Annotated in this window: 8 protein-coding genes, 1 other RNA gene and 1 pseudogene; 1 reads left to right on the top strand and 9 read right to left on the bottom strand. The window is 34.6% G+C overall.

Annotated features, from left to right (window positions below; all coding sequences use genetic code 11):
- Positions 1 to 259 precede the first annotated feature (259 nt).
- From ssrA to comGA, 9 genes are all read right to left on the bottom strand, one after another.
- Positions 260 to 627: a transfer-messenger RNA gene (ssrA, locus tag Q0Y84_RS05100) on the bottom strand.
- Between the two features lie 54 nt (positions 628 to 681).
- The gene (locus Q0Y84_RS05095; RefSeq protein WP_297951459.1) at positions 682 to 1,866 is read right to left on the bottom strand and encodes an acetate kinase; all 1,185 of its coding nucleotides are present in this window, start codon (positions 1,864 to 1,866) and stop codon (positions 682 to 684) included.
- A 44-nt stretch (positions 1,867 to 1,910) separates the two neighbouring features.
- The gene (locus Q0Y84_RS05090; RefSeq protein ID WP_297951458.1) at positions 1,911 to 2,912 is read right to left on the bottom strand and encodes a class I SAM-dependent methyltransferase; all 1,002 of its coding nucleotides are present in this window, start codon (positions 2,910 to 2,912) and stop codon (positions 1,911 to 1,913) included.
- Between the two features lie 195 nt (positions 2,913 to 3,107).
- Complete coding sequence (locus tag Q0Y84_RS05085) at positions 3,108 to 3,635, bottom strand: ComGF family competence protein (protein ID WP_297951457.1); 528 nt, start codon at positions 3,633 to 3,635, stop codon at positions 3,108 to 3,110.
- The gene (locus Q0Y84_RS05080) at positions 3,589 to 3,858 is read right to left on the bottom strand and encodes a hypothetical protein (protein ID WP_297951456.1); all 270 of its coding nucleotides are present in this window, start codon (positions 3,856 to 3,858) and stop codon (positions 3,589 to 3,591) included. Before Q0Y84_RS05080 ends, Q0Y84_RS05085 begins: the two co-directional genes overlap by 47 nt.
- A complete protein-coding gene (locus Q0Y84_RS05075) occupies positions 3,855 to 4,277 on the bottom strand; it encodes a type II secretion system protein (RefSeq protein WP_297951455.1) in 423 nt (140 codons plus the stop codon). The genes Q0Y84_RS05080 and Q0Y84_RS05075 overlap by 4 nt, the downstream gene beginning before the upstream one ends.
- Positions 4,255 to 4,599 carry a competence type IV pilus major pilin ComGC gene (gene comGC / locus Q0Y84_RS05070; RefSeq protein ID WP_297951454.1) on the bottom strand — a complete coding sequence of 115 codons (345 nt, stop codon included), beginning with the start codon at positions 4,597 to 4,599 and terminating at the stop codon, positions 4,255 to 4,257. The genes Q0Y84_RS05075 and comGC overlap by 23 nt, the downstream gene beginning before the upstream one ends.
- A gap of 10 nt (positions 4,600 to 4,609) precedes the next feature.
- A complete protein-coding gene (locus Q0Y84_RS05065; protein WP_297951453.1) occupies positions 4,610 to 5,611 on the bottom strand; it encodes a type II secretion system F family protein in 1,002 nt (333 codons plus the stop codon).
- A complete protein-coding gene (gene comGA / locus Q0Y84_RS05060; RefSeq protein WP_297951452.1) occupies positions 5,580 to 6,554 on the bottom strand; it encodes a competence type IV pilus ATPase ComGA in 975 nt (324 codons plus the stop codon). The genes Q0Y84_RS05065 and comGA overlap by 32 nt, the downstream gene beginning before the upstream one ends.
- Positions 6,555 to 6,699: 145 nt before the next feature.
- On the opposite strand from comGA, the pseudogene Q0Y84_RS12315 reads away from it, so the two are divergent.
- Positions 6,700 to 6,888 (top strand): annotated as a pseudogene (locus Q0Y84_RS12315) (hypothetical protein); the annotation flags it as partial.
- Between the last annotated feature and the right edge of the window lie 135 nt (positions 6,889 to 7,023).

The following is a 7,023-nucleotide window of genomic DNA, read 5'->3' as shown; positions in this document are numbered from 1 at the left end:
CTACTTTGATTAAATAAATAATTAAAAAATCAATTTACGAGAAAGATCTATTTACACAAAAGATTTGACAGTTTCGATTTGACAGTTTCAGTCATTATTACTTATCCTCTTCAATTATCTAAAGTAAGTATTAAACTAGTATTTATTATATGGTTTCCTGCTTATAATGTTTAATACTTATTTTTATGGATTAATCATAACTAAAATGTAGATCTATGACTAACAAAAAACCGCTCTAGAATTACTCTAGAGCGGCTATCTATGGAGATGAGGGGAATTGAACCCCTGTCCAAACGCATCTCGTCATTGACCTCTACGATCATAGTTATATTACTTGAACTTCACTAGCTCAAAACGCCATATAACAGGGCTAGGATGAGCTAGCTAACCTGTTAAGACTCTTTTCAACTATTCAGGTGAGGTAGTTAAACGTAACTTGCTAAAGTTGATACTCAGTGTCAGCCGCAAGTAAACCGACAAAGAGCAACACATGCGCTAAATTAAGCAGCTAATGCGTAAGAATTTTTGTTATTTGCAGTTATACTTAACTGTAACGTTTTTACGTAGTCGTAACCTACGAACCGCAGTCAATGCGGGTCTACGCCTGTCGAATCCCAAAACATCCCCTTGAGATACTTAATTATTATAGCATAGACCTCCATTGTTTTGCGATTAAAATGCTTAATCAATATTAGTTAAACGAACTACGTCACGTTCAATCATTAATTCTTCATTAGTTGGAATAAGCATTCCCTTAATATCTGAACTTGATTGAGTAATTACGCCTTCGCTTACATTTTCATTGGCATCATCGTCTACTTCAACGCCCATATAACCAAAAGCATTAAGAACTGCTTTTCTTATGCCTGTATCATTTTCTCCAATTCCAGCAGTAAAGATAATTGCATCAACACCACCCATTTCAGCAATATAAGCACCAACATAGCGAATGATTCGATTGATGAAAATTTGTCTGGCTAACTTTGCACGTTCACTATCGCTCTTTCGAATATCACGCATATCTGGTGAAATGCCTGACAAGCCTAACAAACCTGACTTATTATTCATGATATAAATCATTTCATCCATTGACTTGTGTTCTACCTTCATTAAATGTTGCACCAATGAAGGGTCAATATCACCAGTTCTAGTTGACATCGTGATTCCAGCAATTGGACTAAATCCCATTGAAGTATCATAAGATTTGCCGTCTTTAACTGCGGTAATTGAAGCACCTGAGCCTAAGTGACAGATTACTAATTTTAAGTCCCTTAAATCTTTGCCCAACAATTTTGCTGCGCGTGGAGCCGTATAACGAATCGAGGTACCATGAGCACCATATTTACGTACACCATATTTTTCATAATATTCATAAGGGAGTGAATATAAATAATGAACTGGATCAAGATTGCGATGATAAGTAGTATCAAAGACCGCAACTTCAGGCACATTTGGAAGAACATTCATAAATGCTTCAATCCCACGGGCTTCTGCAGGGTTATGAAGTGGCGCATAATCAGATAATTCATAAATCTTAGGTAAATTTTCCTTGGTAATAATAGTAGAATCATTAAAATATTCTCCACCATTAACCACACGATGTCCTACACCAACGATTTCTGTCAGCTCTTCAACAACATGATAACCCTTTAAAAACTTAAGCAATAAGCTAACTGCAGCTTCCTGATCTGGAATCTCAGTTTTCTCAACATGCTTAGTTCCATCAGCTAATTTAATTTCAAATGATGAATTTGAAAGCCCTACTCGATCAGCCATTCCTTTGGCAAGAACCTTTTCATCTGGCAGTGAAAACAATTTGTACTTAAAAGATGAACTACCAGAGTTGATTGCCAAAACTTTTTTCATAAAAAATAAATCCTCTTCTTTCATAAAAATAAGTGTTTGATAGACTAATGGTTAATTTTTGCATACCATTCGTCCAGTTTAACATTAAATTGGATTAAAGACTCTTCTTTTTTCAAGGAATCAAGTTTTGTTAATAAAACCTCACTGGCCTTAGCTTCATCACCATGATTTTGGAAAGCCAAAACTGATTTTTGATTAAACTTATTCTTAAACATGTCATCTGGTAATTCTACGATTGCCTTTAAATAAACTTTTTTAGTTAGCCATGGCATAAAGTCAGCCCCAATTTTGCCTGACAAAATCGACTTAGGCACTACCAAAAAGGCATAGCCATTTAGCTTCAAATTATTGATAATTTGTTCAATCAATAATAGATGAGCTAAAGAATGTCCTTTATTGGCCTTGTTTTCAAAGTTTTTAGCATTCTCATCCACTGGATAATAGCCCACAGGCAAGTCACTTACAATGGCATCTGCATTAGGACACATCCATGGCATCAAAGCATCTTGATGATATAAATCAATCTCAATATTGTTCAAATGTGCAGCTACATCAGTTAGGCTTAACATGTCTTCATCGTTATCAATTCCTACTAATTGATAATTATCCTTGGAATGATTAAGTGCCTTAAGTTGCGAAATAGTTGAAAAAAGCAAATTGCCTGTACCAACAGTTGGATCAACAATTTCCATTTTCTGATCTTTTAATAACTTGTGCATTAACATTGCCACTACCGTAGCAATTGCAGGTGGTGTTGGCATTTGATTAACGTCAAAGCCATCATCATTAACAGCTTTTAAAGTTAGAAAAGTAAAAACTTGTGCTTTTTCTTTTTGACTAATTTCATCATAATTCAACGCTTGATATTTTTTACTTAGTTCAGCCACCGTTTTTTCATCTGGTGCACCATTTTCAACTTTAATTTTGCCACTTTCTAAGTTATCAAAAGTTTCCACTAAAGCTTCGGTAAATGACACATTTAAAGCAGTTTGCAAAGTTTGCACGCAATCTAAGAACTGATTAAAGATTTTTTCAAAATTTTCCATAAAAGGTCCCCCCATACCCTAATTATTTTATAGAAAGGGGTAAAGAGGTGCAAGGAAAGTCAATCACCGGTTAAACATTCAATGATTAGCCGATTATTTTCCATACTAGCGCGATAAATGTCTTGATACATTTTGATAAACAAGAGTGTAGTCATTAAAACTAATACACTACTTAATAAGGCGCTGCCTTTTACTTTATGTTTCTTTTTTCTTCGCTTTATCATTTTCTTTTTCTCGTTCCTCATCAAGCTGAAAAACTAAATCAGATTTTCCCTTATTTCTTTCATTCACGCGAATAATAATTTTATCTTTAGTAGTTTTAAAATCCGCATCCTTAACATTAAATAGTAGCGGCATATATCCTTTACCCGCTCCAGATACCTTCAGGATATTTTTGCGATAATACTCAATCCGATAAGTTGTTTCTTCTCCCTTTCGATCAATGCATTTAAAAGAAGCGCTATTACTCGTAGCTAATTTAGGAAGCGGGTATACCGTCTTAATTTTTTCCGCATGCATAAAATTTTCTAGCTGCACATAAGCATATGCCACTTCATTAACATGTTGATTTTGATTTAAGTTTGCTTTTTTAATGCTTAATAATAAATTTTGCAAAATCAGCAAGACCATCATCGTAATAAATAAAGAAAACATCGCTTCAGCAAGCATAAATCCCCTACTCTTTAACCGCAAAAGTTTGCTCAGTCGTCGTATCCCAAACATGATGATGTCCTGCCTTTTGATAAATTCGGTTATGAACCATTATTTGTTTTAAGTCAGTTTTATTTAAAATATGATAAGCATAAGCGCGATCTGTCTTTAGCTCTAGTTCACGACCATTTTTCTGATTTTCAGCTACTGTCACATACAAGCAGCTAACAGCAATTACCGCAATAATAATCGCGATAAAACTTTCAATTACTAAAAAGCCCTTAAGTTTGATCATTCCGTTACTCTTCCCCACAGCATTTGATATTTCAATTTTCTTTCCAAGCCATAACCAGTTAAAGTCACTGTACCTGGTCTGGAATAGCCAGTTAAATTAAATTTAAAATGATCTAACCCTGTAATTCTAATATTAGGGTCAATCGATACATTTTTTTGATATTCTCCGCCAGAGAAAACAATTTTATGTGATTTTGATAAATACGAAACGCCAATAGTAACTTCTTTAATCGTACTGTATCTAGATGTCTGATCAAGCGCAGTAGTAACTTGCTTAACCGTATTATCAAAGATTAATTTTTCTTGATATCTTTTCAACTGTAAACTGCCAATTAGTAAAATCCCGCAGCAAACTCCCAGAGTAATTATTACTTCTAATAAAGAAAAGCCATTAATCTTATTTCTTTTTTTCAACCACATTACCGTTTTCCAAGATGAACTCCTTATTAGCTTTTTGGATTTGATCATTAGTCAAATAATCGCCTTTTTTTAACTCATCAAAGTTCTTAGGTACATCGTGCTCATCTTTATATAATTCAACCTGCGTTTGTAAAGTGGTCTTAAAGGCACTGGCAGTCTTAGTTTCAGCGGTTTGTTTTTGCTTAATCAAATTAGGCACAATTAACAAAATCAAAATCACAATAATAGCAATTACCACTACCATTTCAATCAAGGTAAATCCCTCTTGCTTACGGCGTTTAGCCATAATATTTGCTAAATATTTCTTCATCTTCTTTTTCATTTTTATCCTCCTACAAGCCCTGCATCATTGAGTACATTGGTAACAATAACTTTAAGTACATCCCAATAATGCATAAACCAATCAAAATAAAACAAACCGGCTGCACATTAACAACTAATTTTTCTATTCTTTCAGTTAAATCCAAAAATAAACTGCGTCCCAATAATAGACATCGTTTACTCAAACTCTTTCTTTCAGAACCAGTTTGCAACAAAATCAGCAAACTATTTGGTAGAAAACTTTCTGCCATAATAATCTCTTCGAGATTTTTGCCTTCAGCCAAATCATGACCTATTTTTTGCCCCAACGCTTGTTGCAATGATCCCTTTTCTTGCTTTGCCGCATATTCACACATTCGCTGCAAGGAAAAGCCACTAGCTAGCAGCATTCCAATGTCATAAACCAATAAATAATGAATATAAAGCATGACTACCTGACCAATTAGTGGATATTTAATCAACTTTTTCATGGAATCATAATCCTGCTGATTGAGTAAAGTCACAATTTTTGCCAAAAAGTATAAACCGAGTAATACAACGATAATCAATCCCAGCATGACAACATCGCCCGAATGATCATTACTATCACTAAATTGAGTTGAGACAAACGATTGCATAAATACTAATAACAGTACCATCATTATCGCTAATACCAACGGATAGGATAATTCTGCACGCAATTTTTTAAACTGTTCTTGTTTTAGCCGATTCAGTGTTGCTAATTGCTGCAAGCATTCAACTAAATTTCCTTGCTGCAAGGCCAGGTTAACCTGAGTTACTGTTGTTTTAGAAAAACCTAATTTGAGCAACTCTGCACTAAAACTTGCTCCTTCTTGCATTTGAAGTGCCATTTTCTTCATTAGTTCTCGTTTTTTAGGCCAAAGTGCTGGCATTAACTTGATAGAATTAATCAAAGAAAAACCATTATCTAAACTATGTTTTAAATAATCTAAGAAGGCCAGCTGTTCTTCACCATTGAGCTTATCCTTTTTGGAATTGCCGATATACTTCATTACTGATATCTCCTCCCTTCCACAAAAATTCTAAGTTTTCTTGCCAATTAACGAACTCACTCCGAATTGATTTTTCCAGCTCACTTTTGAGCAAGGAATCAGCTGCGATATCCATTAAGCATTTCAGCTTTCCCTGACTAACTAGTAGACGCTGATATGAAACTGCCGTTAAGCAATTGGCTAATTCATCGCGTCTAATCCCTAGCCCCTCAAGTCGCGAAATAGTTTGCAAAGTACTTTTAGCATGAATAGTTGCAAAAACTAAGTGTCCACTTAAAGCGGCATCAACGGCCAATCGTGCCGTTCCTTGGTCGCGAATTTCACCAATAATCAAAATATCTGGACGATGTCGCAGGGCTGCTTTTAACAAACTTTGATAATCAATTCCTGCTTCGTTATTGACCTGTGCTTGCAAAAAAGAAGGTTCATGAACTTCAACGGGATCTTCGATGGTCATCACCACTTTGTTCTGACTCATGCTTTTAGCAACTTCGTACATCGTTGTCGTTTTACCAGAACCAGTCGGTCCACTAGTAATAATTAATCCCCTACTCTGAGCAACTTTTTTAATCATTTCTAACTGCTCTGGGAAAAAATACTGACTATGATCAATGCCGTAAATCACCCGAATTACTAATGACTCTTGATCAGAAAAATCTCCCAAACTAGATAAACGTAAACAATATTCATGTCCATTGCTCTCATAAATCATGGCACCTACTTGAGGCCGACGATGTTCAGCAATATCCATTTGCGCACTATATTTAAAAAAGTTAATAACTTCTTTGCCAAAATCTGTAGAAAAAGTTGTCTGCTCAATAACGCCTTTTTCTGTCCGAAATTCTACAACTAACCCCTCTTTTTTCGGAAAAAAGAAAATATCGCTAGCCCTTTTAGTAATTGCTGAAATAAGTAACTCGTTGACAACCTCTCGTGTTTTCATAAAATCCTCCTTTTTTACCTCACACTATTTATTACGCAAAAAAAGTCGATTTTTCTTTTTTATTTTGAAAAAAATTTTAAAAAAATAATTTCTAGACTGAAAAAAGAACGATGAAATCCAAAATGAGATCATCGTTCAAGCTGCCACAACTGATCAGGTCCGTGATCTTAAGGCTTACGAAGTAGATGAATTTTAAACAACGACTACATTAGAACGTTTGGCTAAAACCAAAAGCGGCCGGCAAAGACGGTCAACCAACTTAAAATCAAGAGTTGGATTGATCGTTTTTGGGCATCTAAGAGTTAGTTTTTTCCCAGACACTTTTTATCTTTGAAAAAAGAAAAATAAAAGGTTAATTCCAATATACTATCAGAATTAAACCTATAAGTTAGTAAAGTTTTTGCTCCACTTTTTTGTGAAGTAATTAGGAATGCTCAATTAAGTTCGAAATAATTAGTTTTCTGATACC

Source organism: uncultured Lactobacillus sp., assembly GCF_947367125.1.
Classification (GTDB): Bacteria; Bacillota; Bacilli; order Lactobacillales; family Lactobacillaceae; genus Lactobacillus.
The sequence above is the reverse complement of the archived record's forward strand: the minus strand, read 5'-3'. Positions and strand labels throughout refer to the sequence as shown.